Origin of the sequence: Janthinobacterium sp. OK676 (assembly GCF_900103595.1) — a bacterium.
GTDB lineage: Bacteria > Pseudomonadota > Gammaproteobacteria > Burkholderiales > Burkholderiaceae_D > Janthinobacterium.
This window is the reverse complement of sequence record NZ_FNHA01000015.1, coordinates 150,879-176,893: the sequence shown is the minus strand read 5'-3', so window position 1 is coordinate 176,893 and position 26,015 is coordinate 150,879. Positions and strand designations below refer to the sequence as shown.

20 protein-coding genes are annotated in these 26,015 nt (G+C 64.1%); 4 read left to right on the top strand and 16 right to left on the bottom strand.

Annotated features, from left to right (window positions below; all coding sequences use genetic code 11):
• The first annotated feature begins 22 nt into the window (after positions 1–22).
• Positions 23–1,921, top strand: a complete 1,899-nt coding sequence (locus BLU39_RS25545; RefSeq protein ID WP_092718554.1) for an autotransporter assembly complex protein TamA — start codon at positions 23–25, stop codon at positions 1,919–1,921.
• Positions 1,921–6,345, top strand: coding sequence for a translocation/assembly module TamB domain-containing protein (locus BLU39_RS25540; RefSeq protein ID WP_092718551.1), 4,425 nt, complete (start codon positions 1,921–1,923; stop codon positions 6,343–6,345). Before BLU39_RS25545 ends, BLU39_RS25540 begins: the two co-directional genes overlap by 1 nt.
• Positions 6,346–6,518: 173 nt before the next feature.
• Here BLU39_RS25540 and BLU39_RS25535 read toward each other — a convergent pair whose 3' ends face one another.
• Genes BLU39_RS25535 through BLU39_RS25530 form a run of 3 tightly spaced genes read right to left on the bottom strand, consistent with a single transcriptional unit; the run spans position 6,519 to position 9,487 of the window.
• Positions 6,519–6,758, bottom strand: coding sequence for a hypothetical protein (locus tag BLU39_RS25535; protein ID WP_034753464.1), 240 nt, complete (start codon positions 6,756–6,758; stop codon positions 6,519–6,521).
• 24 nt (positions 6,759–6,782) lie between these two features.
• The gene (locus BLU39_RS28740) at positions 6,783–6,935 is read right to left on the bottom strand and encodes a hypothetical protein (protein ID WP_175539417.1); all 153 of its coding nucleotides are present in this window, start codon (positions 6,933–6,935) and stop codon (positions 6,783–6,785) included.
• A 56-nt stretch (positions 6,936–6,991) separates the two neighbouring features.
• Entirely contained in the window at positions 6,992–9,487 is a 2,496-nt protein-coding gene (locus BLU39_RS25530; protein ID WP_175539416.1) for an alpha/beta hydrolase family protein, read from the bottom strand.
• 189 nt (positions 9,488–9,676) lie between these two features.
• Between BLU39_RS25530 and BLU39_RS25525 the strand changes: the two genes are divergently transcribed.
• Positions 9,677–10,195, top strand: a complete 519-nt coding sequence (locus BLU39_RS25525; protein ID WP_092718549.1) for a CcdC protein domain-containing protein — start codon at positions 9,677–9,679, stop codon at positions 10,193–10,195.
• Between the two features lies 1 nt (position 10,196).
• Here BLU39_RS25525 and BLU39_RS25520 read toward each other — a convergent pair whose 3' ends face one another.
• The 7 genes from BLU39_RS25520 to BLU39_RS25490 form a co-directional block, all read right to left on the bottom strand.
• Positions 10,197–11,006 (bottom strand): hypothetical protein, encoded by an 810-nt coding sequence (locus BLU39_RS25520; RefSeq protein ID WP_092718546.1) that lies wholly within the window; start codon positions 11,004–11,006, stop codon positions 10,197–10,199.
• A gap of 134 nt (positions 11,007–11,140) precedes the next feature.
• Positions 11,141–12,148 (bottom strand): DUF4424 family protein, encoded by a 1,008-nt coding sequence (locus BLU39_RS25515; RefSeq protein ID WP_157808873.1) that lies wholly within the window; start codon positions 12,146–12,148, stop codon positions 11,141–11,143.
• Entirely contained in the window at positions 12,145–14,976 is a 2,832-nt protein-coding gene (locus BLU39_RS25510) for an ATP-binding protein (protein ID WP_092718540.1), read from the bottom strand. Before BLU39_RS25510 ends, BLU39_RS25515 begins: the two co-directional genes overlap by 4 nt.
• Before the next feature lie 8 nt (positions 14,977–14,984).
• The gene (locus BLU39_RS25505; RefSeq protein ID WP_092718537.1) at positions 14,985–15,731 is read right to left on the bottom strand and encodes a hypothetical protein; all 747 of its coding nucleotides are present in this window, start codon (positions 15,729–15,731) and stop codon (positions 14,985–14,987) included.
• Positions 15,724–17,094 (bottom strand): hypothetical protein, encoded by a 1,371-nt coding sequence (locus BLU39_RS25500; RefSeq protein WP_092718533.1) that lies wholly within the window; start codon positions 17,092–17,094, stop codon positions 15,724–15,726. The genes BLU39_RS25505 and BLU39_RS25500 overlap by 8 nt, the downstream gene beginning before the upstream one ends.
• 269 nt (positions 17,095–17,363) lie before the next feature.
• Entirely contained in the window at positions 17,364–18,125 is a 762-nt protein-coding gene (locus BLU39_RS25495; protein WP_092718531.1) for a DUF3108 domain-containing protein, read from the bottom strand.
• Positions 18,126–19,241 (bottom strand): DUF3108 domain-containing protein, encoded by a 1,116-nt coding sequence (locus BLU39_RS25490; RefSeq protein ID WP_092718529.1) that lies wholly within the window; start codon positions 19,239–19,241, stop codon positions 18,126–18,128.
• A gap of 149 nt (positions 19,242–19,390) precedes the next feature.
• On the opposite strand from BLU39_RS25490, the gene BLU39_RS25485 reads away from it, so the two are divergent.
• Complete coding sequence (locus BLU39_RS25485; protein WP_092718527.1) at positions 19,391–20,098, top strand: PhaM family polyhydroxyalkanoate granule multifunctional regulatory protein; 708 nt, start codon at positions 19,391–19,393, stop codon at positions 20,096–20,098.
• A gap of 21 nt (positions 20,099–20,119) precedes the next feature.
• Here the strand turns inward: BLU39_RS25485 and BLU39_RS25480 are convergent, their stop codons facing one another.
• From BLU39_RS25480 to BLU39_RS25455, 6 genes are all read right to left on the bottom strand, one after another.
• Positions 20,120–20,416: a hypothetical protein gene (locus BLU39_RS25480; RefSeq protein ID WP_232731285.1), complete on the bottom strand. Its 297-nt coding sequence runs from the start codon at positions 20,414–20,416 to the stop codon at positions 20,120–20,122.
• Positions 20,400–22,130: a response regulator gene (locus tag BLU39_RS25475; RefSeq protein WP_092718524.1), complete on the bottom strand. Its 1,731-nt coding sequence runs from the start codon at positions 22,128–22,130 to the stop codon at positions 20,400–20,402. The genes BLU39_RS25480 and BLU39_RS25475 overlap by 17 nt, the downstream gene beginning before the upstream one ends.
• Before the next feature lie 11 nt (positions 22,131–22,141).
• Positions 22,142–22,861 (bottom strand): sensor histidine kinase, encoded by a 720-nt coding sequence (locus BLU39_RS25470; protein ID WP_092718521.1) that lies wholly within the window; start codon positions 22,859–22,861, stop codon positions 22,142–22,144.
• Between the two features lie 157 nt (positions 22,862–23,018).
• Positions 23,019–24,782 carry a family 2A encapsulin nanocompartment cargo protein cysteine desulfurase gene (locus BLU39_RS25465; protein ID WP_092718518.1) on the bottom strand — a complete coding sequence of 588 codons (1,764 nt, stop codon included), beginning with the start codon at positions 24,780–24,782 and terminating at the stop codon, positions 23,019–23,021.
• On the bottom strand, positions 24,757–25,686 hold the full coding sequence (locus BLU39_RS25460) for a family 2A encapsulin nanocompartment shell protein (RefSeq protein WP_092718515.1): 930 nt from the start codon (positions 25,684–25,686) through the stop codon (positions 24,757–24,759). The genes BLU39_RS25465 and BLU39_RS25460 overlap by 26 nt, the downstream gene beginning before the upstream one ends.
• Before the next feature lie 103 nt (positions 25,687–25,789).
• Positions 25,790–26,014: a helix-turn-helix domain-containing protein gene (locus tag BLU39_RS25455; RefSeq protein WP_092718511.1), complete on the bottom strand. Its 225-nt coding sequence runs from the start codon at positions 26,012–26,014 to the stop codon at positions 25,790–25,792.
• Between the last annotated feature and the right edge of the window lies 1 nt (position 26,015).

Here is a 26,015-nt window from a genome sequence, read left to right as displayed (position 1 = left end):
GGCACAAGTAGTGGCAAAAGTAATGGGGCAACTGACACTGGCGGCCGCCGGCGGTGCCATCTTGCCGTTTCCTGCCGCCCATGCCGCCGCACAGGAGGCCACGCAAGATGCTGCTCCAGAGAGCGCCAGCACCACCGAAGCGGCGCCCACCCCGCTGCAGTACGAGGTCAAGGTCAACGCACCCGGCGACCTCGATGAGTTGCTTGAAAAAAACCTGGACCTGGAACGCTTCCGCGGCAACCCGCGCATGGACCGCGAGCAATTGCGGCGCCTCGTGCGCGCTACGCCCGAGGAGGCCAAAAACCTCATCGCCACGGCCGGCTACTACACGCCCGTCGTCACGGTGCGCGTCGATACGACGGGCGCCAGACCCGTCGTCATCGTCGACGTCGACCCGGGCCCGCCCGCGACCATCGACAAGGTCGAGCTGGAATTGCGCGGCTTCGATCCCACGCCGCCGCTGGCCGCCAGCGAGCCCTACGATACGGAAGCGCTGAAGCGCAGTTGGGCCCTGAAGACGGGCAGCGTGTTTCGCCAGTCCGACTGGGAAGCGGCCAAGCGCGCGCTGCTGCGCGAAGTGGTGCAGACGCGCTACCCGCGCGCCCAGCTGGTCGACACGCAAGCCGTGGTCGACCCGGAAACGCACAAGGTCTCCCTGCTGGTGGTGCTCGACAGCGGCCCCGAACTGCGCTTCGGCGAGCTGCGCATCGAAGGCTTGAAACGCTACGACGCCAGCATCATCCGCAACCTCGACAAGATCCGTCCCGGCGACTATTACAGCGAATCGGCGCTGCAATCGTTCCAGGCGCGCCTGCAGGACACGGGCTACTTTGCCAGCGTGGAAGTGAGCGCCGACATGAGCAGCATCCTCAACGAGCAGATCGAAGCGGGCCAGGAAAACCAGCAAGCCGAGGCCGCCGGCGCCGCGCCCGAGGCCAAGCCCGCCAACCGCGGCCCCGCGCCGCAGCTGCCGCTGGTCGTGCGCGTGACGGAAAACAAGCAGCAGAACGTCAGTGCCGGTCTCGGTTTCAGTACGAATACGGGTAACCGCGCCCAGCTCAACTATGACAACCTGAACGTGTGGGGCACTCGCTTCAAGAGCGCCCTCACGATGGAAACGAAGAAACAGGCGGCGCACGCCAATTTCTACTTTCCAACGACCGAGCGCGGCTACAACGACAGCGCGGGCGCCTCGTTCGAGCGCAGCGATATTTCCAACGAAATCACGGCCGTCACCACGATTTCGGCCAAGCGCAACTGGGGCGGCACCAACCTCGAGCGCAGCCTGACGTTCGAGTTCCTCAGCGAAAACAAGACCGTCGTGGGCCTGGAACAGACGCGCAGCAAGAGCTTGCCGCTGACCTATGCCATCACCAAGCGCAGCCTTGACAGCCTGCTGTTCCCCACCAAGGGCTACGTCATCAATGCCCAGGTGGGCGGCGCCCTGCTGCCCCTGCTGACGGACGAACGCTTCGTGCGCGTGGCCGGCAAGGCCGTGTATTACCGTCCGCTCGGTGAAAAAGGCGAGCTGATCGTGCGCGGCGAAATGGGCGCGCTGGGCTCGAAGGAAAAGCGCGGCGTGCCGGCCGTCTACCTGTTCCGCGCGGGTGGCGACCAGTCCGTGCGCGGCTATGCCTACCAGGAACTGGGCGTGAAGGAAGGCGAAGCCACCGTCGGCGGGCGCTACATGCTCACCGGCAGCGCCGAATACCAGTACTGGTTCAAGCCGAAGTGGGCCGTCGCCGCCTTCTATGACGCCGGTAACGCGGCCGACACCGTGAAAGCGGCCATGACGCCGAAATCGGGCTATGGCCTGGGCGGGCGCTACAAGAGTCCCGTCGGCCCCATCAATGTCGACGTGGCGTATGGCCACGCCGTCCACGCCTACCGTTTGCACTTCTCTCTGGGATTCACTTTCTGATGTCCGATATTACTACCGAGTCCCACGACGCCGCACCGCCACCGCCGGCGAAAAAACCGCGCCGCTGGTTACGCTACCTCCTGATCGCCGTCGCCAGCCTGGCCGTACTGTTGGGCGGCGCCTTCTGGTTCCTGGGCCGCGAATCGACCTTGCAGATGCTGGTGCAAAAAGTGGCCAGCGCCAGCGGCGGCGAGATCGAAGTGTCGGGCGTGTCCGGCTCGCTGTACAAGCGCATGCACCTGGGCCACGTCAGCTACCGCAGCAAGACGCAGCACATCACGGCCGACAATATCGACATCAACTGGTCGCCGTTCCAGTTCTTCTCGGAAGGCATCGCCATCAGCGAACTGCACGTGGCCAGCCTGTCCGTGGAAAGCACGGCGCCGTCCGAGGAACCGTCGACCATGCCCGCCAGCCTGGCCCCGCCGTTCAAGATCGGCATTGCCGACGCGCGCCTGGACAAGGTGACCCTGGTTAGCCCGGGCGGCAACACGGTGTTTGAAAAAATCCATTTCACCTTGTCGGGCGACAAGTCGCAATGGCAACTGGAAGACGCGTCGGGCGTGACGCCGTTCGGCCAGGCGACGGCCAGCGCGACGATAGCCGCCACGCAGCCATTCAAACTGTCGGGCAAGGCCGGCTTGACGCAGCTCACCGCCGCCGCCGGCGAAAAGCCCGCAGCCCTCGCCTTGCAGCTGGGCGGCGACTTGAACGTGCTGAACGTGACGGCCAAGGGCAGCGCGGGCGCGGCCACGGCCGATGCCCGGCTGGCACTGGCGCCGTTTGATCCCGTCATCATCCTGCGCTCGGCCAGCATCCAAGGTCGCAACATCAATCCGGGCAAGTTCGACGCCACCTTGCCGCAGGCGGACCTGAGCCTGGAACTCGACGCCGCCATCGACACGCGCCCCAACGCGCAAACCGTGTCGGGCAAGCTGGCCATCCTCAACCATGCCACGCCTGGTCCCATCGACCAGCAAAAGCTGCCGCTGCGCCAGTTCGAGGCGCGCCTGGGCGGCACCCTGACGGCCACGACGCTCGAATCGGCCATCATCGATTTCGGCAATGCGGGCAAATTCACGGGTAGCGGCAAGCTCAACCGTGACGCGGCCGACGCGCCCATCGGCAATGCGCAACTGACCTTGCATACCGACAAGATCGACTTGCAGCACATATACAGCAGCATCAACAGCACCAAGATCGTCGGCGACATCGTGCTCGACAGCGATGGCAAGACGCAAACGCTGCGCGCCAAGCTCGGCGAAGCCAAGCTGCGCCTGGACGTGGAAGCGACCCTGGCCGACTCGCTCGTGCAATTGCGCAAGGCGACCTTGCAAGCGGGCAAAAGCAGCGTCAATGCGACGGGCCAGATCAGCCTGAAGGACGAGCAACCGTTCAAGGCCGTGGCCAGCACCAGCCGTCTCAATCCCGCCGACTTCGGCGCCTTCCCCGTGGCCGACCTGAATCTCGACGTGCGCGCGTATGGCCACGTGGCACCCCAGTGGCTGGCGAATGCGGACTTCACCGTGCGCCCCAGCAAGCTGCTCGACCAGCCCTTGTCCGGCAAGGGCAAGCTGACGGCCGACGCGGCCCATTTCAGCGGCATCGACGTGCAACTGGCGCTGGGCAAGAACAACGTGACGGCCAAGGGCAACTTCGGCGGCGCCGGCGAAAAGCTGAACTGGAACGTCGATGCAAGGCAACTTTCCGCCTTGCAAGGCGACTTGCTGGGCACGGTACTGGCCAGCGGCGTGGTGCAGGGCACCATGCAGCAGCCGCGCACGAGCTTTGTTGCCGATGCGAAGGGCCTGGGCCTGACCAGCGGCAAGCGTCCCGCGCCGGACAGCGCCATCCACGCCAGCGGTGAAGTGGGTTTGACGGGGCCGAAGCAGCAAGCGGAATTGAAAATGACGGGGTCCCTGCAAAAGATCAACCCGGCCGCGTTTGGCGCATCGCTGCCCAACGGCAACGTCAATGCGGATTTCAACGGCAGCGGTCGCCTGACGAGCGACTGGCAAGTGGCCCTGAACCTTGCCCTGAGCGAATCGACCTTGCAAAACGCGCCGCTGGCCGGCTACGCCAAGCTGTCGGCCAACGCGAAACGCATCGACAGCGTGGATACGGAATTGCGCCTGGGGCCGAACAGCCTGCTGGCAAAGGGCGCGCTCGGTGGCGCCACGGACCAGCTGACGTGGAAACTCGATGCGCCGCAACTGTCGACCCTGGGCCCCCGCTTTGCCGGCGTGCTGCATGCGGCCGGTTCCGTCTCGGGCAAGATGGACGCGCCCGCCGCGCAGCTGACCCTGGATGGCAAGGACTTGACCTTCTTTGGCGACCAGCAATTGAAAGCCGTCAAAGGCAGCGCCAGCGTGGGCGCCGGCCAGGGCACGCTCGACCCCATGGTCAGCAGCCTGGAGATCACGGGCTACAGCACGCCCACCTTCAAACTGGCCAGCGCCCGCCTGGGCACGACGGGCACGCGCGGCAGCCATACGGTGAGCCTGGCGGCGCGCAATGACGATTTCGACGCCACCGTGCAAGTGCGCGGCAGCCAGAGCGGCGCCAGCTGGACGGGCACCATCGACAGCCTGCAAAACAAGGGCCGCTATGCGCTCGTGCTGCAAGCGCCCGTGCCCGTGAAAGTGGCCGGTCCTGCCGGCAGCGGCGTGGCGGGCCTGGGCCAGCCCGAGCAGATCAGTGTGGGCAATACCGTCATCAAGCTGCCGGCGGGCAGCATCACCATGCAAAGCCTCGTCAAGAACGGTCCCCGCTGGACCAGTTCCGGCCAGGCGGCCGGCGTGGCGCTGACGTATCTGGCGCAAGTGGTCCCCGCGCTGCAAGCCAATGCGCGCAGCGACCTGACCCTGGGCGCGCAATGGTCGCTCGACATGCAGGTGCCGACGGCCAAACAGAAAGACCCGTCTTTGGCCGGCATGCTGCACATCTACCGAGAAAAAGGCGACGTGACGGTCGGCGTGGAACAGCCGCTGGCGCTGGGCTTGCGCACCCTCGATGCACGCATCGACGTGGCCAACCAGCAATTGCGCCTGGCCGTGAAACTCGACGGTGCGCGCGCGGGCCAGAGCGACATCAATGCCACCGTGCAAATGCTGGGCGGGCGCATCAGCAACGACAGCGCCCTCTCGCTGACGGGCACCACCAATATCGATACACTGGCGTGGCTGGCGCCGCTGACGGGCCAGCCGGGCCTGGAACTGGGCGGCGCCCTGAAAATCGCGCTGGCTGGCAGCGGCACCATCGGCGCGCCGCAATTGAATGGCGACATCAACGGCAGCAAGCTGCTCGTGAACTGGGCCGACCAGGGCTTGAAATTGCGCAACGGCGTACTGCAAGCCAAGCTGGCCGGCGACCAATTGCAACTGCAGCGCCTGAGCTTTGACGGCGGCGATGGCAAGGTGCAGGCCGATGGCTGGGTACGCTTTGCGAATGGCGAGGCGAGCCTGGAACTGAAATTGATGGCCGACCGCCTGCAAGCGCTGTCGCGCCCCGACCGCACCTTGATCCTGTCGGGTAACAGCACCCTCGTGCGCAACGACAAGCGCTTCAGCTTCGAGGGCAAGTTCAAGGCCAACCGCGCGCTGATCGAACTGGCGCCGCAAGACACGCCGACGCAAAGCAGCGACGTCGTGGTGCTGGGCAAGGAAGTCAAGGGCGGCAAGGACGCGCCTGCACTACCCCTGAATATCGACCTCGAGTTCGACCTGGGCAACGCCTTCCACCTGCGCGGCATGGGCATCGACGCGGACCTGGCGGGCAATGTGCGCGCCAGGGTCATCAACCGCGCCGCGCCGCGCGTGACGGGCAGCATCAAGGTCACCAGCGGCCAGTACGCGGCCTACGGGCAGAAGCTGTCGATCGAACGGGGCTTGATCGCCTTCACGGGCGCCTACGACAATCCGTCCCTGAATATCCTGGCCGTGCGCAAGCGTCCCGAAGGCGAAGCCTTGTCGGAAACGAACGTGGAGGCGGGCGTGGAAGTGCGCGGCACGGCGCAGGCGCCCACGGCCAAGCTCGTGTCCACGCCGAGCGTGTCGGACAGCGACAAGCTGGCCTGGCTGATCCTCGGCCACGGCGCGGAAACGGCGGCCGGCGATGAAATGGCCCTCTTGACGACGGCGGCCGGCGCCCTCTTCGGCGGCTCCGGCGGCGGCTTGCAAGGCAAGCTGGCCAATTCGCTGGGCCTGGACGAAGTGGGACTGTCGCAGGCGAAGGGGCTGGAAAGCACGGTCGTCACCGTCGGCAAACGGCTATCCTCGCGCGCCTACCTGACGTTCGAGCAAGGCACGAGCACGGCGACGAGCCTGGTCAAGCTGCGTTATAAGCTGAACCGCCGCATCACCCTGCAATTCCAGACGGGCACGAACAATGCCTTGGACGTGCTGTACACGTGGGCGTTTGATTAGATTGGCGGCCAACACTGTTGTCGGATTACGCGGGGCGTTGCCCCGCTAATCCGACCTACGCTCCATGTGCATGCGCGTAGGTCGGATTAGCGGCGCAGCCGCGTAATCCGACACCACCACCAGAAACAACAAAGGGCGCCACGGCGCCCTTTTGTTTGACTGCTGCAAACAGCTTACTCGGCCACGTCGAGCCCCCGCTCGATCATGCCTTCGACGTAGGCGCGCAGATACTGTTCCAGCGCGGGGCCGGACAGCACGTTGGCCGTCAGCGCGCCGTGCGGCGAGCCTTTCAGCACGCCGTCGTGGTACACGCGCGCAATCCAGGCCACGTCCGCGCCCTGGGTGTAGTCGAGTTCATAGTCGAACGATTCTCCGCTGACCTTGCGTGTGTAGACTTCCTTGACAATTGCCATCTAAAACAGCCTTTCTTGACGAGATTAACTGGGATGCGGGTGCGGCACGGGGTCGTCCTGCGGCACCGGGTGCACGGGCCCCGGGTGGCGCCCGGGCGCTTCTTGCGGCTCCGGCGCCGGCATGGGTTCATCGACGGGCGCCGGGTCGGGCGCGCGGTGGGCATGGATGACTTGCATGGCTGGCCTCCCTGCGGGCAAAGGAAGACCATACCACGAGATGCGCGCCGCTGCTCTTATTTGCTTGCCGGCTTGGCGTCGGCGGCGGGCGGCGCCGCGTTCTTCACATATTTCTCCAGCCAGTTGTTGCTTTCATACAGCATCTGCATGATCGATTCACGCGCGCGATAGCCGTGGCTCTCGTTCGGCAGCATCACCAGGCGCGCCGTGCCGCCCAGTCCCTTGACGGCCTGGAACATGCGCTCGCTCTGGATGGGGAAGGTACCCGAGTTGTTGTCCTGCTCGCCATGGATCATCAGCAGCGCATCCTTGATCTTGTCCGCGTAATTAAACGGCGACATGGCCTGGTAGACGGCCGGCGCCTGCCAGAACGAGCGCTCCTCCGCCTGGAAGCCGAACGGCGTCAAGGTGCGGTTGTAGGCGCCGCTGCGGGCGATGCCGGCACGGAACAGACGCGTGTGCGCCAGCAGATTGCCCGTCATGAAAGCGCCATACGAGTGGCCGCCGATGGCGATGCGGTTGCGGTCGCTCACGCCACGGCGCACCACTTCATCGACGGCCGCCTCGGCATCGGCCACCAGCTGCGGCAGATAGGTGTCGTTCGGTTCCTGCTCGCCATTGCCGACGATGGGGAACGATGGATTGTCGAGCACGGCATAACCCATGGACAGGAAGGCGGCCGGCCCCCAGTAGCTGACGGCATTGAATTTGTACGGCGAGCCCTTGGTCTGGCTGGCGGCGCTGGCCGTCTTGAACTCCTGCGGGTACGCCCACATCAGGGTCGGCAGCGGACCGTCGCGTTTCACGTCGTAGTTCGGCGGCAGCATCAATGTCGCCGTCAAGTCCACGCCGTCCGCGCGCTTGTAGCGGATCAGCTCTTTCTGCACGTCCTTCAATTGCGGCAGCGGATGGGGGAAATGCGTGAGGGCCGTCAGTTGCGCCGCGCCCTGCTGCTTCAGGTTGCGCACATAGTAGTTCGGCTGCTCGGTCGGCGATTCGCGCGTGGACAGCAAGCGGCTGCCATCCTCGTCCAGCACGGCCACCACGTTTTCATAATACGGCGCGGCGCTCTGGAACAGGCGCTCCTTCTGTTTCGTCGCCAGGTTCAGGCGGTCGATGAAGGGACGGTCGCCGTCCTTCGAGGCGCCCTGGCCGTCGAGCAGGATGGAACCGTCCGCGGCGATCAGCAGGCGCGGCAAGCCGGCAGCGTCCGCGCGCATGACGGGCTGGCCCGGGTCGTTGTAGCGGTCTTCGAACGATCCCGCATACACGAGGTCGGCCGGCGCGGAAGGTTGATCCGGTGAAATCTTCCACTGCTTGACGGCGCGCGTCTTGTACCACGCTTCGCCGAGCAGGGCCAGGTCGCCACGGCCCCATGCGATGCCGGCATAGCGCGAACCGAGCTTGGCCAGCACGGCCGGCTTGCTGCTAAACGGCGCCGCCTGCGTGTAGACGATGTCGCGGATCTCCGCCGCCTTGGCCGGATCGCCGCCATCCTGCGCCTCGGCCCACACCAACGTCGCGGGCGCGTCAACGCGCCAGCTGACGGAACGCACGCCGGCCGAGACGGCATCATTGCCTGGCGGCAGCCCTTCCTCCAGCGGCAAGGCCGCCACCGCATGCACCACCTTGCCATTCAGGTCGCGCACGTCGATCTTGTGGGCAAAGTCGTGCGCCGGCACGATGTACGAATATGGACGCACGATGCTGGTCGTCAGCAGGTGCTTGCCATCGGGCGAGGCCGATACGCGCGAGAACTGGCCCGGCTGGCCGACGAGGCGCTGCTTGCCCGCCACGTCCAGCAAGGCCAGCTGCACGGTGATGTAGTGTTCGAACAGCTGCGCATCCTGTTCGTTTTTCAGCAGGTCGGGATAGGTGCGCAATTGCTTGACGCCGCCGCCCGGCACGCTGTCCTGGATGGACGGGCCCGTCGGGATGCCGCTGGCCACGGGTGCCGCGCCCAGCTTGGCCGGTTTCAGTTGCACCAGCAAGGTCTTGCTGTCTGGCAGCCAGGAAAAGCCGCGGCCATACACGGTCGACAAGGATTGATTGCCCAGCTTGCGCGCCGCTTTGGTCTGCACGTCGAGCAGCCACAGTTCCACGCCCGATTCCTTCACGCCCCTGGCGGGATCGGCGAAGGCGATGTGCGTAAACGCCAGGTAGCGCTGGTCCGGCGACCAGGCCAGGTCGGCGATGCGGGGCGATGCGGGCAGGCCGCTGACCTTGATTTCCTTCTGCGTATCGATGTCGAGCAAACCCAGTCCCGTGTGAAAACTGAAACGGCTGGCCGAATACGTGCGCGGGTTGATGCGCAAGCCCGCCAGCTTCAGTTCCGGCTGCGCCACTTCGCTGATGCTGGGCAGGGATGGCGTGGGCAGCACGGCGGCCAGGTTGCGTTTCGGGCTCAGGCTCAGGGTTGGCGCGCGCGGCGCATCGACGATGGCTTGCAGGGGCGCGGGCGGGGCTTGATACGCGCCATCTTGCGCCATGGCCAGGGAAGACGAGGCCATCAGGCCGACAGTGATGGGCAGCAAAGGCAAACGAGTAGACATGAAACTCCAGTGTATGAAGGTGGCGACAACAAGCGGGCGCACCGCACCGCTCATGGCGGCGCTGTGTGACAGGGCATAGTGCGTTCATGCCATGTAAATGTCAACAAGCAACTTTTACCGTTTGACAAGCATCGCCGCCCATCCCCATCTGGCTTACAATCGCTGTTTTACCCGCACCCGAATGTCTACATGGAAACCACTACCCTCGCCCTGCTGTTCCTGGTCCCGCTGCTGGTCTGGCGCATTTATTCGCGCCTGAAGAAACTGGTGGCGCGCCAGAAGTCGCAGCTGTGGCGCCACTGGCTGGTGGCCATCGCGTTTCCCGCGCTGCTGCTGTTCCTGGCGACGACGACGAAATTCGAGCTCCTGCCCCTGTCCAGCCTGGGCGCGGGTGCACTGGCCGGCGGCTGGCTCGGCGTGCTGGGATTGAAGCTGACGCGCTTCGAGCAGGTCGGCAAGGATTTCTTCTTTACCCAGCACCGCTACCTGGGCTTAACCATCACGATGCTGTTCATCGCCCGCCTGCTGTACCGCGGCATGCAAATCTATATGAACACGCGCCTGGACGTGCCCGTGCCGCCGCCCCCGTTCGGCCAGAGCCCGCTGACCATGGCCGCCTACGGCCTCGTCATCGGCTACTACGCCGTGTATGCGTGGGGCCTGCTGCGCTGGCGCCAGCGCAACAAGCCGCTGCAGGCAGCAGAGTAAATCAGTAGTACTGGCACAGGCCCGTACACGTCGTCACCGACAGCGCCTGGCGTATCGTCGCCAAGGCCGGCGCCAGGGCAGGATCGAGGTCCTTGTCCGCACCGGCCAGACTGCTCAGCAGGCGCTCGCGCAAGGGCGGCGCCATCAGATTTGCATTCGCCGTGGCGTGCTGCGCGGCCGCTTCCAGCATCCTTTTCTTTTGCGCCATGCTCCACAGCGGCACCTGCATGAACTGCAACACGCCAGTGTAAACAATGGCCGTATTCTTGCTGAACGCCCGCGCGCGCAGACGCTCGGGTCCGCTCACCGCATCGGCCGGCCGGGCGCTGAATTCCTGCTCCATCAGCCCAATCAAATGGCCATGGCAATGCATGCTGAAAGCAAACAAGGTGCTCATTTCATCGCCGTAGCTGGCCAGGTTCTGCGTCATTTGTTCCCTGCGCGCCAGCTGCAATTCGGTGCCGGACATGGGCAAGGGCCGTTCGAGGCCAAACGCATAGTATGTTTTTCCCAGCCGCATGGCCTGCTCGCACACGGCCACGCTCTGGTTGACGTCCTGCAGCGCCGCGACAGGCGCCTGGAACAGGCGCGGGCCGTCGGCGATATGGGCAAACAGCTGCGCCACGGCAGGATCGCCCAAGCGCGGCAAGCCGCCTTGCGGCGTCGCCTTGGCCATCAGCGCTTCCAGCTGGCCGCTGGCTTGCTGGAAATCGCTGTAGCTATCGGCGAAGGCGGCGGGCGCCACGAGGGAGGAGGAAAGGCAGAACAAACGGCCGAGGCGGCGCAGCGGCATGGAAATGGACAGGGACATGGAATCGGCAGAACACTATTGGATAATTGGCAATTATAGGCAATTTGTATCCATAGTGTATTTAATTGCTCTTACAGCAATATCACCTAAGCAATGATGGTGACGCGCGGCCAGCGCGTCCTGCGTGCTCGTTCCTATGGCCGTATCTGCGGCGCCACACCGTCGTTGCTCACCATGCCTTCGACATTGCCGAAGTACACGTCCAAGTCCTGCTTCGGATGGAAGTTGCGCAGCTTGACTTGCAAGGTGGTGGGGTTGATCTTGGTGAACGTGCCGGGGAAGCACAGGCTGACCAGTTCGTCCGGCTTGCCCTTGATCAGGTTCAAGGTAAAGTCTTCGATGCCATTCTTCCAGGTGTTACCGGTCGTCAAAATGTACGACACCCACACGGCATTGACGAAGCCGCTTTCGCCCTGCTGGGCCGCCAGGCGGTTCCACGTCTTGTAGAAGGCCTTGTCGCCGCAGTATTTCTTTTCAAATGTATTGCCATCGCCCAGGTAGGACGCACCCGGGCCGGCCGCGACGAATGGCGCATATTGATGGCGCACGCGCACGACTTTGCCGGCGGGGAATTTCTGCTGCCACAGGTAGATGACTTTGACGGTCCAGGCCGGCACCCATTCCTCGTCGTACAGCTGGGCCAGCAAGCCTTCGCGTATCATGATCTTGCTTTGCGCGGCCGTCAGCGGCGCCACCTTCTTGTCGAACGGCGTGTGCGAAGGGAAATACGCAATTTGCGCGTCGGACAAGCCCAGCTGGCGCAAGCGGGCCGTCACGTCGGCGCTATCGAGCTTGGCGACGAAGGTGGTTTTATAGTCCTTGCGCCGGCCATCGACGTCGACGGTAAACTGCTGCGGCTGGCCGTAATATGTGGGCGAGCCATGGTAGCCGGCCGAGTATTCGGGCAAGGGGAAGAAGATCGTCTCTTCCACATCCCTGGCCGACTCGTTGAGGAATTCATACTCGACCTTGATCAAGTCCGTGCTCACGCTGAGCACTTCCTTTTTCATGGCCACGGCATCCGTCTTGCCGAACAGGATGCCGCCCGCGCTGACGGAACCGATGCCGTCGTTGGCCACGGCCGTGCCTGCCAACGACAGCGACAGGGCCGCGGCCAGAAGGAGCTTGCGCGCGATCATCATGCCGCCTTGCCCGATACGGGATCGACCCGGCGCTGCAGCACGAAAATCGGTTGCGCCCATTGGGTATCCTTTTTCTTCTTGCTGGTGATCAAAGTGAGTTCCGACGGATCGTAGACGTCCGTGTTGTGCGTCAACGGCGTCGTCATCAGGTATTGCGCTTCCGTGTTTTTCAGGAATTCGCCAACCAGTTGAATGTTGCGGATATCGAGGTGGGCAAACGGTTCGTCGATGAAGACGAAGCCGCCGGAACCGTCTTCCGATTTCAGCAAGCCGATCAGCAGCACCAGCGACTTCATCACCTGCTGGCCGCCCGACGCTTCGCCATCGTTCATGCCGATGACGCCCTTGCCGTCGAACTTGAAGCGCACGTGCAAGCCCGCCTGCGACAGCTGCACGTCGTCGTTTTCCAGGCGCACGGGGTCGGCATGGACTTCGATGCCGGCCAATTCGCCCAGTTCCTTGATGTTCTTGCTGTAGGTCTTGATGGTGTAGCGCAAGCGCTCCATGTAGGCGCCGCGGGCATTGCCCGTCGCTTCGATGGCGCGGTTGTTCTGGTAGCGGCGCTCGTCCGTTTCCGACTGGCGGCCGTGCAGCTGCTCCGACAGGCGGTGGTGCTGGTCGATGACGGTCGCGTCCAGTTCCCAGTCGTCGCGCGCCAGGCTGTTTTGCAGGCTGGCCACGCGCAGATCGACCTGGTGCGCATTCTGGTGCTCGGCCACGAGCGCCGCGCGGCGCGCGGGACGGCGCCAGCTTTTCGGCAGGTGGCGCCACGCATGGCGCAGAGCCAGCAAGGCGCGCGCATGCTCGGCGCGCTGTTCAATCTGCTTCTTGTAGCCGAGGCGCGAACCGGCTTCCGCTTCCGACAAGGCCAGGCGCGCGTTTTGCCACACCGTATCGGCACGCGTGCGCGCCACGGTGGCGTTCTTCGTCAGGTTTTGCAGCTCGCCCAGACGGCCGCCCACTTCCAGGCGCTCTTCCTTGAGCGGCTTCGAATTGCGCAGCGCTTCGGCGAATTCTTCCTGGCGTGCACTGAGTTCCTTGGCCGCGTCGACGCCGGCGATGCGCGCTTTTAAAGCACCCACTTCCGCCGCCAGCTTCGAGATCGCCAGGGTCAAGGTGTCTTCCTGGCCTTCCAGGCCCGGCAAGGAGCGCAGCAGCGCTTCCAGGCGGCCGCTGCGGCCAGCCTGGCCGAAGCGGTAGCGCGATGCTTCGACGAACAGCGAGCGTCCGCCGCGGCGTTCACGGTGGTAGGCCTCGGGCGTGATCCACTCTTCGTGATTGCCCAATTTAAAGCCCGCTTCGACGGAATCGACGCGCGCAATGCGCGACAGCTGCTCGATCAGCCAGCTGGGCACGGGCGCGGAAAATTTCACCACGGCCAGCAAGCTCTCGTCCTTCGCCACGGGCGCCGTGACCAGGTCGGGCACGATGAAGTGGCGGTAGCGCTCCTTCTCGGCCAGGCGGTAGGCGGCGGCCGCATCCTTGGCCTTGTCGAGCAGGACGACCGAGGCGTAACCGCCCAGCACGCCTTCGACGGCGCCCTGCCAGCGGCTGTCCGTCACTTCGACGATGTCCGACAGCATCGCGTGGGGAATGCCTGCGTCGCGCAGCGCGCGGCGCATGCCGCGCACATTGTCCGGCTCCGGCATGGCCGTCTTGCCTTGCAGCGCGGCAATCGTCGCCTGCTCGCCCGCGATGCGGGCCGACAAGGCATCGCGCTGCTGGCGCTGGCGCAGCAGTTCCGCTTCCTTCTGTTCCAGCTGGGCCGCCACTTCGGCGATGTCGCTGCCCGAATCGGCCGCCAGCTTGTGCAGACGCTCCTTCTGTTCCAGCAGGCTGTCCAGCGGTTTCAGCTTGGCATTGATCAGGGAAAGGCGGCTCTGCAGGCCGATCGATTCCTGCTCCAGCAGGGTTTCGTTCATCTGCGCGTCGGACAGGGCCTTTGCCTGTGCCGCCAGCGCGTTGCGTTTATCCGTCAGTTGCTGGTCCGCCTGCGCCATCGGTTTGCGCGCATCGCGCAATTGCCGGCTGGCGATGGCGGCTTTTTCGCGCGCCTCGTGGTACTGCAGGCTGGGCAGCACTTCTTCCAGCAGGTTGCGGCGTTCCTTGTGCAAGCCTTCCCACTGGTGGTAATTGGCCACGCGCAGGCGCAAGCCTTCCAGGTTGGTCTTCGACGCCTCGAGTTCCGTCTCGAAGCGTTTCAGTTCCACTTCCGTGTCGCGCTGGTGGCGCTTGGCTTCGTCGTAGGCGTCCAGCACTTCCTTGTCGCCAAACACCTGGAACACGAGGTCGAGCAGCTGGCGCGGCGCATATTCGCACAATTTGTCCGTCTCGCCCTGCTCCAGCGCCAGCACTTTCGACATGGCTGGCGACAAGCCCGCATTGGCCAGGCGCTTGCGGTAGTTTTCCACACCGAGCCAGTCGTTGGCATCCGTGATGTCTTCGATCTGCACATTGCCCGGACGCATCAGATACTGGCGCTTCCAGTCGCCGCCATTTTTCTGGATCTGGCAAAACAGGGTCACTTCATCGTCGCTGAAGAAGCCGGAACTGCGGAACGGGCGGTTCGACAGCTGCTTGCCCACGTTCTTGTTGTCGACCACGGCGCGCAACCAGGCCGTCTGCTGGCCCGAATGGCGCGCATAGTGCTTGTACGTGCGGCCCATCGAGCAGTCGAGGCCGAACAGGGTGCGCAAGGCGTCGAGCAAGGTGGTCTTGCCGGAACCGTTCTGCCCCGCGATGGTGATGATCTTCGCGTCGAGCGGGATGTTCTTGATGCGCTGCCAGTAATCCCAGTGCACCAGTTCAAGTGATTTGATATGAAACATGGGCGCTTTCAGTGAGGAAGGTCGGACGCGGGCTCGTCGCCAGCGTCAGGCAGGTCGCCGATATCGGCGGACAAGTCGTCTGCCAGGTCGGCGTCAAGCAGTGGATCATCGCTGACGGCCACCAGGCGCGCCGGCGCCCGCTTGAACACGTCGGCCAGGGCGCCGTTGATGATGCGTTCCTTGAGCACGTCGGTATCCATCATCAGGTCCAGCAGCGGGCCTTCCAGGATGAAATCGCCGCGCCGCTCGATGAAGCCCAGCTTGGCCAGGGTGCCCAGGTTCATGTCCATGCGCGTCTTCTTGCCCAGCTTGTCGCCGAAGTCCGACAGCAGCGCCTTGTAGGAAATGCCGATCGACGCGTCTTCCGCGCGCGGCAGCGGCTTTTCCGTGCCGAACATGTCGTTCTGGTCGTCGTCCGCGTGCTGGTGCGTTTCCTGGCGTTCGCGCTTGGGCAGGATGATCTGCGCCCACAGCACCACCAGCAAGGCCACGCCATCGCGCGCCAGGCCGAAATTATTGTTTTGCCACACGTCGCGCGCGCCGAAAATCTTCGGCTCGATGGTGCGCGTCAGGGCCAAAGTCACGTGGTCCGCATACACGTTGTCGAGCAGCTTCAAGCCGCAGGCCAGCAATCGCGCATCGATCTCGGCGCGGAACAGCTCGTCGGACAGCACGCGCTTGACGAGCTTGTCGTCGCGGCGCAGGGTTTGATGCGTGAGCAGGCGCGCAATCAGGATTTGGGAATCGTCATTCATCAAAGGTGGCGCCATCTAAATCAAGTGAAACATTCAGTGAAAGCGAGGCGATCGACATGGCCGCCACGTGGGGGTCGGTTAGTTGGACCATCTCGTCGGTCGGTGTAAAGGTAATCGGCAAGCGGGCCAGTTCGGCCGTCGAGCCTTGCAAGCTCGCTTCGGAGACGTCGCCCAAGAGCGGCAGCATCGAGGCGCGGTACGACGCCACGGCAAAGCTGGCCGGCAGCAAGGAATCCTGCACGGGCACGGACTTCGGCCCTTCCTCGACTATGCTGGGGAAATTGCCCAGGCTGGCGAAGTTCGACAGGCGGTCCAACAGGTCATCGAGTTCAAGCTGCATGGCGGGTCCGTCGCTGATGGTGGTGGGCGCATCCTCTCCGCTGGGCAGGCCCGTATTGGTCACGCCTGCCGCCCGTTCGGACAGCAGTTCCGTTTCGGCCACGTCGATCATTTCGGCCGGCGTGGAGAACAGCGGCACGACGGGCTGGTCGATGGCGCCTTCGGCCAGGCTGGCCAGGTCTTCATGCAGCAAGAGCCAGCGCTTGATGTCCGTGGTCGACAGGCCCGACTGGCCCAGGTGCACGCGCTGGCGCTCGATCTGGTTCAGGGCGCGCGAAAACATGCCTTGCATGTTGAGCAATTTACTTTGCGCGCGGCCGATCGCCTGCGCCGCCTTGTGCGTGGCGCTGTCCGCGTTTTCATCGGAAGTAATCGCCACGAGAATCTCGGAACCCTTTTCCACCCAGTCGCAGGCCATGTTCCACTTCGCCTGCGCCGTGCGCAGCCGGAATTCGGAACCGGAGGCAATCGCGTCGGAAAATTCCTCCGTCAAGTCCACCAGGCGGCCCAGCAAGTGCTGCAATTGCTCGACCGATACGCCGCCGACGGCTTGCGCGCCCGCTACCTGCGACAGCAGAAAACCCATTTCCGCTTCGTCTTCCGTCTGGCCCAGGCCCAGCAAGCTGTCGATGGCCGACAGCACGTTGCGCGCCATCGGCGTGACGCGGTACACGCCCTGCTGCGCATCCCAGGCCAGCAACTGGTTCGAGCGCAGGCGCAGCAAGACCGTTTCCAGGCTTTCCGGCAACAGATAGGCGAGTTTCGTGTTGATATCGGCGCGCGTATAGGCCGACGTGGCCGCATCGGACGCCAGCTCGCGCAACACGAGCAGACGCACCAGCACGCCATCGAAACCGCCGTGGAACAGGGCCGTAAACACTTGCAGCAGGGGCTGCGCCCGCTTCAAGTGAAAAACTTGCTCGATCTCGTCGGCCGAAATATTGGGCTGGAAATGCGCCTGCAAGGAATCGTGATGCTCTTGCTCTGTCTGATTTGCATCCGTAGCCACGGCTGCACTTGCCATTATATCAATCATTCTTTTCCGGATGAGTGTTCAGCGGGCGGCGCAGCGGGCTAACGCGGCGCTGCGGGGCGGGGGCGTCAGTATATCAGTTCTGACATGCAATTTAGCGCGTGGGAGGGGGAGGTGCGGACACGGCGCAACGCTGGCGCCTGCTTATCAAGACTCCTGATGGCGAAAACGGGCGGACAAGGGTCAGTTCCTTTGGAATCGGGATGCGCCCATTGGGCACCTCCCCCCGGCGGGTCTGACCCCACAACAACAGCAAGCACTTACTTCTGGATAATCTTTTGCAAGGTTTGCTCCACGTAATCACCGTCTTCATCGGCAAACGTCACCTTCACGGGATACCATTCCAGCGACGGCGCCAGCCACAGGTCCACTTGCTGGCCCTTCTTGTCCGGCGGCGGCGCCTTGACCAGGTGCACGGCTTCGACCAGACCCTGGCCGGTGGCGACGGTTTCCTGCTTGACGACCTTGAAGGTCCACGGCTCGGCGTCGTGGCGGCCGGCAACGAAGAAGCTCCATTCCGAGCCGGGCGTGAATTTCTCGGGCGTGGCGCGCGCTATGCTGACCAGTTGCCAGACGGTGCTGTTACGGTCCTGCTCGCCGCCTTTCAGCGGATAGCTGTCATCGCCTTCGCTGAAGACGATGGTCTTGCTGTCGCGCTTGAAGGTGGTCGTGGCCGCTTCCTTGCGGAAGCGCTTTTCCACGAACTGGGCCGGCGCCAGGCCGTAGTCGTCGACCGTGCCTTCGCTGCGCTGCTCGAGGATCTTGCCGAACAGGGCAGCCTTGGTTTCGGCCAGCAGCGAATACTTGCCATCGCCCACGCGCCAGTTGCTGACCGATTCGCCGGACAGCGCAATGCCGCGCTGTTTCGCCTTGATCGAATAGACGAGATCGGCCGACGGCGCCAGTTTGTACGGCCGCTTGATCACGGGATGGCCCACGGGCGCGTCCGCCATGGCGGGAGCGAAGGTGGCCGCCAGCATGCCGGCGGCCAGCAAGTGTTTCAAAGTAGTCAGAGTCATCATTTATTTTCCTGTAGCGTCATTGACGCGAATTTGGGTCACGGTTTGCGTGGTCAGCGCCCCGTTCGCTTCTGTATTGCGTATTTGTACCGGATACCATTGCATGGACGGCGCCAGCCAGATATCGAGCTGCGACGAATACGTGCCGGGCTTCGGCGGCCGGCGCAAATGCCAGGTCACCAGGCGGCCCATTTTGGTCTCCAGTTCTTCCTCGCCCACCAGCTGGAAACGGAACACGGTCGCTTCCTTTTCCTCGCCGACGAGGATGTCGATATTGCCCGCCAGCTGGTTGACGTCGGCGCGGCCGATGGCGGCCAGCTGGAACGGCACCGTCGCCTTGTCCTGCGCCCCCTCCTGCCATGGCACCGTGGCCGTCGTGGCCGAAAACGTGATGGCCTTGGCGTCGCGGTTGAAATGCGTGGCCGTTTGCGCGCGGCCCTTGCGCTTTTCCGTCGCCGTGACGGGCACGATGCCGCTGCCATCGATCACACCTTCGCTGGTCAGCACCAGCAGGTTGATGCGCGTGATCAGCATGCTCAAGCCCACTTCCAGTTTCAGCTGGTAGGTGTCGCCGCGGTTGTCCCACGCCATGGAAGCCACGCCCTGCCACTTGGTGCCGTCGGCGTCGCGCCGGTCCACGTGCAGGTCGAACTGGGCCGAGGCAGGCGCATTCGTCTTGTAGCGCCGTGCCTGCTCGACGGGCGGCGGCGGGCTGGGCGGCGCCGCCGCCTCCGTCACGGCCGGGGCGGGCGCCGTGATGGCTGGCGCGCTGGCCGCCGGGGCCGCTGGCGTGACCGGCCCTTCCGGCGCGTCGCTGGCGGGCGCCGTGAACTGGGCCGTGTCGCTCGACGGCAGGTCCGTCGGCGGCGGCGGTGGCGGCAAGCGGGGTTCGGGCAGGGGCCGCAGCTTCGGTGGTGGCGGCGGCGGCGCCACCGGCACGGGTTTGGGCGGCTCGGCGATCAGCGCCATGCTGACCACCTGCGCATGATCCTGCCGCAGCGGCACCATGCTGGCGCGCGAGGTGAGCCATTCCAGTGCCAAGTAATGCAGTGCGCCAATGACCGCGACAAAAATGACGGTGCGGCGGCGCGGTGGCGAAAAGAAGGAGTCAGGCATCATAGGCCGTAGTGTACCGCCTTCCCCCCACTTCCTGTTTCTTGCCCGTACTCAACTCTTGCTGTTTTATGTAAGAAAATGTTGGCGGCTTTGCGTCAGTTGCAAGCTGATATCTGCTACGCTAGGCACATCCACCTACCAGGAGATTTCGCATGGCAAACCCGCAAATGCCCCAAATGCCGGGCGCAGCAGTTGTGACCGACACCCTCGACTTCGTCAAGAACCTGTGGGGCAGCATGAGCGTGCCCGGCATGGGCGTGCCCGGCATCACGGCGCCCACCATGTCGGTGGAAGAGCTGGACAAGAAAATCAATGACTTGAAAGCCGTCGAAGCGTGGCTGAACCTCAATACCAGCATGCTGCGCGGCAGTATCCAGGCGCTGGAAGTGCAGCGCGGCACCATCGCCACCCTGAAATCGATGGGCGCCTCGCTGGCGGCAGCCATCACCCAGCCCGGCGCCAGCGAGAAATCCGTGTTTGAATCCGTGCCCTACGCTTCCGCGTTTTTCCAGCAAGCGGCACCCGCAGCTGCGGCGCCAGCGCCTGCACCGAAACCGGCGCCTGCGCCCGCGCCGGAACCGGCCGCGGCGACGCCAAGCGATGCCGGCAGCCAGGCCGCAGCCCAGCTGGCCAATCCAAGTGCCTGGTGGAATTTGTTACAAGATCAGTTCAAGCAAGCCGTGTCGACGGCCATGTCGCCCGATGCGGCGGCCGCCAGTTTCGGCGGTGGCGCCAGCGCCAAGCCGGCTGCCGGCAAATCCGCCAAGCCGGCGGAGGCAGGCACGGCAGCCAAGGCCCCGCTGCGCAAGGCGCCCGCGAAACGCGCGGCCCCCAAGGCCAAAGCGCCAGGCAAGGCCTAGCACTGCAAGTCAACGATATGATCAGGCGATACGATGAATGCGGATCGCCTCGATCATGTTGTCGGCCTGGCGTTTTACGTCACCGATCGTGATCAGGCCTTCGTCGGCCAGCGCCTTGGCGTGCTCGTACGAAGACTGGAATGTTTCCAGCGTGTCTCCCTTGGCGGCCACCGGGCGTACCCAGGCAACGGCGCCGACTTTCATCTTTTTGTATACTTCATTGACCACATCACGCATAGTTTCTTCCTTATTGTTGTAGAGCAACTCAAGCGCAGGCGAACCCACGCTGGCCCCTAGTTTATCATCCGGCACGCTCACGCACGGCTTTTCCCCCTTTTTCCGCTGCCGGCGGCGTTTTTTCCGGCGTCTCGACGGCCTCTTCCGGCCCGGGCGGCGGCGTCAGTTGCACCAGCTGCTCCATCAATTGCGCGAAGCGCTGCTGCCCCGGTGCAATTTTGTCCACATACAACAACACTTCCATGGCCTCGGCCGCCAATTCCGCCTGGTAGCCCCGCTGTTCCAGGAAGGACACGATGATTTGCGCGGAGTTGAACAGGATGCGCAGGTTGTTCGGCAGCTTTTCGCGCGCCGTGCGCATCCAGGCCACCGCTTCGTTGAGCTTGTCCGTCTTCCACAGCAGCACGCCTTTGTTCATCAGGTCCGATGCTTCCTTGCGCGAAGCGATGATCAGGCTGGTGCCCTCGTCGCCCATCTTCGCCTTGTCGAATATCTTTTGCACTTCGTCCTGCACCACCTGATTGTCGTGGTTGTTCTTGACCACGTAGCACAGCAGGCCGGCCGGCGCATCCTTGACGCCGACTGCGAACAGCAGGGTCGCCAGTTCCATGCAAATGCTTTTCTCGGGCCGCGCCGGGTCGTCAAGCAGCATGGCTTCGAGTTCGTCGCCGCACTTGCGCGCGCGCCGGTAGTCGCCCGTTTCGTGGTGCACCATGCCTTCCGTGATCTTCGCGCGCAGCCCGATCTGCTCGGGCGAGAATTCGCGCTGCGCCAGCAGCAGCCATTGCAGCGCCTCCTTGGCATCCTTTTTGAGGCCGCACACGCGCGCCAGGCCCAGGTAGGCGTCCGGCGTCTTCATGACGGAAAACTCGCCGATGGAAATACACTTGCGAAACGCTTTTTCCGCCATGCTGACATTGCCGACCTTCAGGGCCGCCAATCCCAGGTTGCGCTGACGCGGCACGGAATTGGGCGACAGGCGCGCCGCCTTTTCCAGCACGCCGCACGCTTCCTCGTGCTGGCCCATCAGCTGGTAGGCGACGGCCATCTGGTCGTAGGCGTCGATGTAGTACTTGTTTTCGACGATCACGCCCTGGAAGATTTGCCGCGCCGCCTCGTGTTCGCCGTTATTCATGCGGATCTTGCCCAGGCCCGCCCTCGCCCAGCTGTAATCGCGGTCGGCCAGCACTTTTTCGTACACGGCGCGGGCCTTTTCCGGCTCGCCGCTTTTCAGCAGCAAAGTGGCTTTCATACGTAGCAGTTCCAGCTCGTGCAGCTTGTTGAGCTCGATCTGCGCGTCGCACAATTTGGCCGCACGCAAGTAGTCTTTTTCCATGCAAGCCTGGTCGATTTCGCGGAACACCTGCTTCTTGTGCCACACGCGGTTCAGGCGCGTCAGCAGCACGCCTTCCGTGATCGGCTTGATTAGGTAGGCGTCGGGCTGGTGCTCGGCCGCGCCCATCACGGATTCCACGCTTTTCTCGGCCGACACCATCAGCCATACGCTGGACGGTGCCGTCAGGTTGCGCACGCGCGTCTCTTCCAGCACTTGCTGGCCATTCTTGCCTTCGCCCAGGTTGTAATCGCACAGCACCACGTCGTAGCGCGTCTTGGCCAGCAGCTTCATGGCTTCGCCGCCGCTGGCCGCCTGGTCGATATGGCGCGCGCCCAGGTTGCGCAGCGATTCGCGCAGCAGGATGCGGATGCCGATGAAATCGTCGACCAGCAGATAATGCTTGTCGGCCCAGTCGGTGCTGCCCGCTTCGGCGGCGGTGGCGTGGCTGTCTGTCGTCATGGCATCCTCGTTCAGGGCAGGCGCAGGATGAAACAGCCGCCGCCCAGGGCGCCGCCGTTTTCCAGGGCGATGCTGCCGCTGCTGCCCCGGTGCTTGTGCATCTTTGCCACTTCGCTGGAAAAATACAGGCCCAGGCCCGTGCTGTTGGTGGAAAAGTTCACGCCCGCCGCCATGCCGTCCATGGCCGCGCTGCCCGCGTCGAGCAAGGCCTGCGTATAGCCATCGCCATTGTCTTCCACGCGCAGCTCGAGCATGCCGCCGTGCTCGCGCACGGACAGGCGTATCGTGTCCTTCGTGTAGCGGATGGCGTTGTTGATCGCATGCGCAAGCACGCCGATGACCAGGTCTTCATCGAGGGTCCAGATCAGTTCCGGCGCACAAGCCGTCTCGAGCCGGATGCCTTTCGAGGCCAGCAGGATCTTTTCCTGGTCCACCACCTGGTCGATCACCTGGCTGACCAGCTGCGGCTGCACGTCAAACGGGTAGCCGGGCTTGCCCACTTCCTTGTACAGGGCCAGCAGCTGGATCAGGTTATCGTTGAGGCGCTTGGTCTGGTACAGCATCTGCGCCATCTGCAGGTAGGCGGGATCGGCCTGGGGAGCTGTTTTCGCCTGCTCGGCCGCCAGCAGCGACTCCAAAGTGCCGCTGACCACGCTGATCGAGTTTTTCATGTCGTGCACGGTCGACGCCAGGAACAGGAAAAGCTCGGGCGAGCTGTGTTGATCTTCCACGCGATATCTCCTTGGGGCCGCAGCTTGAGTATTGCCAAGGATAAATTATACCGCCAGCCTGCGGACGCCAGCCAGCCGCGCGCAAAGTCCGTGACATGACGCAACAATGCCGCCCCCGCTGGCGCAGGGGCGGCATCAGGCTGACAAACTGACACGGTCAGCGGCGCGCGCCCGCCAGGCGCTTGACCACGACGATCATGCGGTCGATTTCCTCGTACGTGTTGTAGAAGGCGAACGAGGGACGCACGGTCGCTTCCACGCCGAAACGGCGCAGGATCGGCTGGGCGCAATGGTGGCCCGAGCGCACGGCGATGCCCTCGTCGTTCAGGGCGCGCCCCACTTCCGCCGGCTCGTAACCGGCCAGCACGAACGAAGCCACGCTCGCCTTTTCAACCGCCGTGCCGATCAGGCGCACGCCGGGAATCGCCTGCAGCTGGTGCGTCGCATATTCGAGCAGCGCGTGCTCGTAGGCGGCGATGTTTTCCAGGCCGATGCGCTGCACGTAATCGATGGCCGCACCGAGCCCCACGGCATCGGCGATATTGCCCGTGCCCGCCTCGAAACGGTTCGGCACGCCCTGGTAGACGGTGCGCTCGAACGTGACGTCGGCGATCATGTTGCCGCCGCCCTGCCATGGCGGCAGTTGCTCGAGCAAGTCGGCCTTGCCATACACGGCGCCGATGCCCGTCGGGCCAAATACCTTGTGGCCCGAGAAGACATAGAAATCGGCACCCAGCGCCTGCACGTCCACGCGCAGATGCGACACGGCTTGCGCGCCGTCGACCAGCACGCGCACGCCGGCCGCATGCGCCAGCGCGATGATCTGCGCCACGGGCGTCACGGTACCCAATGCATTCGACACCTGCGTCACGGACACCAGTTTCGTGCGCCCGTTGAGCAGCTTGCGGAATTCATCGAGGATGATCTGCCCGCTGTCGTCGACGGGAATCACGCGCAGGGTCGCACCCTTCTCCGCCGCCAGCTGCTGCCACGGCACGATATTGGCGTGGTGCTCGAGCTGCGAGACGATGATCTCGTCGCCGCTGCCGATGTATTTGCGCCCGAACGTGTTGGCGATCAGGTTGATGCCTTCCGTGGCGCCACGCACGAAAATGATTTCATTGGCCGAGGCGGCGCCGAGGAAATTGGCCACCCTGGCGCGCGCCGCTTCATAGGCATCGCTGGCACGCGCCGCCAATGCGTGCGCCGCGCGGTGGATGTTCGAATTCTCGTGCGCATAGAAATACGACACGCGGTCGATCACCGCCTGCGGCTTGTGCGTGGTGGCCGCATTGTCGAACCAGGCCAGCGGCTTGCCGTTGACCCGTTCGGCCAGCACGGGAAAGTCGCGCCGCACGGCATGCACGTCGAATGGCGCCTGCGTCTGGTGTTGACCGGGCTTCGTCGCCGAGGGCAGCTCAGTCTGGAAATAGAACACGGGCTGGCTGTTCGCCGGCGATACGGGCAGCTGGCGCGCGGGTGCCTGCTGCGGCGCGGCCTGCCCCAGCCCCTGCTGCGCCAGGCCATCGAGCTTGCCGTCCGACGCCGGATAGCCATGCGCGCCGCCGACAAAATAATAAGGTGACGGCACACCAATGCTTGATGCACGCGGCGTCGGCACGGAAGCCGGCGCCGGCGCAATCGGTGCCTCCGGCGGCGCCGTCACGGGCGGCACTTGCGCCGTCGCCACGCCGGGAGCGATGGCGGCGAAGGAAGGGCCGGGCTGTGGCGGCGGGCGGTTCGCATAGCGGGGCGCCGCATCGAGCACGCTGCCGGAACCGCCGAGGCTGGGCGATTTATCTAACCCGGGCAGACGCGCAAAAAACTCGCCCGCCAGGCGGTTCAAGGTCGCTTCGTCGGGCAAGAACGGGACGGCAGGCAAGCCCGCCGCGCCATCACTTGTAGGTGTCTGGGTAGTCATGGTATTTACCGATCTCCACGTCTTCCAGTACAGCCAGCGCATCGTCGGTCAGCACGGCCAGCGAGCAATACAGCGAAATCAGATAAGACGAAATCGCGTGGCGGTTGATGCCCATGAAACGCACGGACAGGCCGGGGCTTTGCTCGCCCGCCAGGCCAGGCTGGAACAGGCCGATCACGCCCTGGCGCTGCTCGCCCGCGCGCAGCAAGATGATCTTCGTCTTGCCGTCTTCGATCGGCAGTTTGTCGGACGGCACCAGCGGCACGCCGCGCCACGTGAGGAACTGGGAACCGAACAGGCTGACCGTCGGCGGCGGCACGCCACGGCGCGTGCATTCGCGGCCAAAGGCGGCAATGGCCAGCGGATGGGCGAGGAAAAAGCCCGGCTCCTTCCACACTTTCGTCAGCAGTTCGTCGAGGTCGTCCGGCGTGGGCGCGCCCGTCAGGGTAAAGATGCGCTGGTCATCGTGCACGCTGGCCAGCAGGCCGTAATCGGGATTGTTGATCAACTCGCTTTCCTGGCGCTCCTTGATCGTCTCGATGGTCAGGCGCAGCTGCTCCTTGATCTGGTCGTGCGGACTGCTGTACAGGTCCGACACGCGCGTGTGCACGTCGAGCACCGTGCTGACGGCGTTGAGAAAATATTCGCGCGGCTGCTCGTCGTAGTCGACGAAGGTTTGCGGCAGTTCCGACTCGTCGCGCTGCGAGCAGGCCACGCGCACGTCCTTCGGATTTTTTACGCGGTTGAGGCGGTAGATACCCGCTTCCACGGGCAGCCATTGCAGCAGGTGCACGAGCCAGCGCGGCGTGATCGTGGATAACTGGGGGACGCTCTTGCTTGCATTGGCCAGCTGGCGCGCGGCGTTATCGCCCAGCGCGAACTGGCTCTCTGTTGCTACTGTCATGACTACTCCTGATGAGAAAAGTGAATATGCTTATCTGAAAAACGAATAAAGTATCGAGCGCCCCTCTCTTTTACTCAACATGCTATCGCCATCAGTGCTGGCGCTAATCCACCAGCTCCGGTTCGCAGCGGGCCATCAATCCGGCCAGGCCGATGCCCAGCGCGACGGCCAGTTTTTCCACCGTCAGCAGCGACGGCGTGGCGGCGCCCCGTTCGATTTCGCCGATGAACGAGCGGTTCAAGTCGGCCGCTTCGGCCAGCCGCTCCTGCGACCAGCCATGCCCTTCGCGCAACTGGCGCACGGCCAGTCCAAACTGTTTGATCAACATG